General features: G+C 32.9%; 2 protein-coding genes. Both read left to right on the forward strand.

The genetic code is table 11. The annotated features are described in order from the left end of the window. The first annotated feature begins 114 nt into the window (after window positions 1-114). On the forward strand, window positions 115-933 hold the full coding sequence (locus Q1K34_RS17875) for an alpha/beta hydrolase (RefSeq protein WP_300442084.1): 819 nt from the start codon (window positions 115-117) through the stop codon (window positions 931-933). Next, the gene (locus tag Q1K34_RS17880; protein ID WP_300442087.1) at window positions 934-2,955 is read left to right on the forward strand and encodes a PAS domain-containing hybrid sensor histidine kinase/response regulator; all 2,022 of its coding nucleotides are present in this window, start codon (window positions 934-936) and stop codon (window positions 2,953-2,955) included. Window positions 2,956-3,315: the final 360 nt, after the last annotated feature.

Here is a 3,315-nt window from a genome sequence, read left to right on the forward strand (position 1 = left end):
TAGAAAAATTAAAATCAACTTGGCCAGTTGCATTTATCACTTGAACATGGCATATTAATAAAATTAATATCTTAACTTTTTAAGTTATAATTTCGTTCTCTTAAGCTACTCTTTATGACTGTTCACAATCAAACAGATGTTTTAAAACGCAATAATGTAAAAATAAAAGGTAATGGTGATCAGCCTATTATGTTTGCTCATGGCTATGGGTGTGATCAAAATATGTGGAGATTCGTATTTCCTGCGTTTCTAGACGATTATAAAATAATCCTGTTTGACCACGTTGGAGCAGGTAATTCAGATGAATTATGTTATGATAAAGAAAAATATAGCAGCCTTCAGGGATACGCAGATGATATATTAGAGATCTGTGAAGTATTAAAATTAAAGGATATTATCCTGATTGGTCATTCAGTTAGTTCGATGATTGCGTTACTGGCTGCAACCAAAGATCCATCAAAATTTGCTAATATTATTATGATTGGTCCATCTCCATGTTACATTAATAAAAATGGATATCAGGGCGGTTTTAATCAAGAGGATATTGATGAACTATTAAGTACATTGGACAATAATTATTTAGGCTGGGCTTCGAATATGGCACCAGCAATTATGGGAAATCATGAGAGACCAGAGCTGGGAGAAGAATTAACAAATAGCTTTTGCCGTACCAATCCGGAAATTGCAAAGCACTTCGCGAAGGTTACCTTTTTATCTGATAACCGTGACGATTTGGTGAAGCTCAAGATACCCACTCTAATTATTCAGTGCAAAGAAGATGCTATAACGCCCATAGGAGTAGCCGAATATGTCTACAATAAAATTTCCAAAAGTAAATTGCGAATTATTGATGCAACTGGTCACTGTCCTAATCTAAGTGCCCCGGAGGAAACAATTAAAGCCATTAAAGAATATTTACTAAAGGCTGATTAAATGAATGACAGTAGGAGTTCAAAATCTGAATTTTTTGAATCTGCAGAAGAGCTGTATCACGATGCTCCCTGTGGGTATGCATCATTTAAAAATGATGGCACAATATATAATATTAATGCCACGCTTTTAAAATGGCTGGGGTTTGATCGGGACGAAATTCTAGAAAAAAAGAAAATTTATGAACTCTTCAATATGGGTGGAAAATTGTTCTTTGAAACACATTTTTTTCCTTTAATAAGAATTCAGGGTTTTGCTAATGAAATCAATTTTGAAATTCGGAAAAAAGATAATTCTACTTTTCCTGCACTTATCAATGTTAAGGAAATAAAAGGTTCTGCTGGTACGGAAAATCGCTATAGAGCTTCAGTTTATGATATTTCAGATAGGAAGAAGTATGAACAGGAACTTTATAATGCAAAGATTAAAGCGGAAAAAACCGCAAAAGACAAAGCTGATTTTCTTGCAACCATAAGCCATGAAATTAGAACACCTTTGAATGGAGTCCTTGGTATTGGGAATCTTTTGGCTAAAACTTCATTAACTGCAAAACAAAAAGAATTTGTTGATATTCTTAAATTATCTTCAGAAAATCTTTTAGGACTTGTTAATAATCTACTTGATTTAAGCAAATTGGAAGCTCAGGCTCTTCATCTTGAAAAAAAGCCTTTTGCTATTCGCACGGTGGTAAATAGTATAATTCACACTTTTGAATTAAAATGTAAAGAAAAAGGTATCCAGCTCTTAGCTGAAATCGATGAGAATATTCCAAATTATATTATTGGTGATCCAATTAAACTTAATCAGGTACTAACAAATCTCATTGGAAATGCCATAAAATTTACCTGTGATGGATATGTTAAGTTGCTGCTCAACCCAGGAAAGAATAGGGAAAATAAACTAGACCTTGAGTTTAAAATAATTGATACAGGGACGGGAATTCCTGAAAATAAATTACAAAGTATCTTTGAAGAATTTTCCCAGGCTAATTATGATTTAAATTCAGAATACGGTGGTACAGGACTTGGGCTAAGTATATCTCAGCAATTATTACGATTACATGACAGTGAAATAAAAGTTAAGAGTGAAATAGATAAAGGATCTGAATTTAGTTTTAACATTGCTTACGAGATATATAAGCCATCCAGGAAAGAAATAAGTGGAATAAATAAAGACAGTCAGTCGGATAAAAAGAAAATTGATCAGGCCAAATTATTAATTGTAGAAGATAATCCGGTAAATATTCTTATTATTTCTGAATATTTAAAAGACTGGAAAATTAATTTTGATACTGTAGAAAATGGTAGTGAGGCTATCGAAGCGGCTAAGAAAAAAAAATACGATGTAATATTAATGGATCTCCATATGCCTGTTATTAATGGTTTTGAAGCTTCATCTACGATTAGAAACCTTCATCTGGATAAACAACCTGTTATCCTTGCCTTATCTGCTACCAATAAGGAGAACATACAATCTGAACTAGATCGTGCTGGGATAGATGATTTTATTAGTAAACCGTTTGGGCCTGGAGATCTCCATAGGGTAATATCAAGTTATATCATTACCAACAAAAAACAGAAAAAAAAGACCATTGAATCTGGAAAAATTAAAACTTCTATAAATACCGAAGTTGACCCTGAAAATTCTGAGAAATCCTTTGATTTATCCAGATTTGTAAAGATGGCAAATGAAAAACCTGACTTCCTAAGAAAATTCATTCAAAATACCTCGATAGCATTTGAAGATTACCACGTTAATTTTATGGAGGCTGTAAAATTAGAAGATGATGTAAAAATTTCGGAACTCATTCATAAGAGTACTATGTCCGTATATTATATACAATCAGACCGCCTGGCAAGACTACTTAAAGAATGTCAGCAGTACTTCGAAAATAAGAATTCTGATATGAAAAATGTTAGAAGGAAAATAGATGAAACCACTGCTGAATTCAACAAAATTATAGATGGTTTAAAAAATATAGATGCGGAAGCTTTAATTAATGAAGAAAGCAACATAACCCGTTGAAAATTTACTAATATATCTTATCCTTATAGAAGATTACTAGTGCAACTTGATCCGGCCAGGTAAGGCTGAATAATGGCAAAATGCATAATGCCTTTTTTCGGTAGTGAGATAAGGTTTATAGAATCCTAAAATTTAGATTGATTATTATCAGTGGCTGAAAAAAGTAGGTAGCATTTGACATGACAAATTCCTTGTGTCAAATTATCCTAATTTTTACAGTAAATGCTTTGGAGGGCCTTATAAAAAGGCAATTTTTCACAGTAAATTTTGTTGCATAAGTAGGACGCGCCCTATGCTGTTTTTACTTACGCTTAACTTCCCGTACGCTATAAAAACAGCACAGGAACCATGCGCAAGTTT

The organism is Christiangramia sp. (assembly GCF_029937855.1).
GTDB lineage: Bacteria > Bacteroidota > Bacteroidia > Flavobacteriales > Flavobacteriaceae > Christiangramia.

Coding starts and splice junctions, on each gene's coding strand:
- Q1K34_RS17875 (WP_300442084.1), top strand. CDS start 115: ATGACTGTTCACAATCAAACAGATGTTTTAAAACGCAATAATGTAAAA.
- Q1K34_RS17880 (WP_300442087.1), top strand. CDS start 934: ATGAATGACAGTAGGAGTTCAAAATCTGAATTTTTTGAATCTGCAGAA.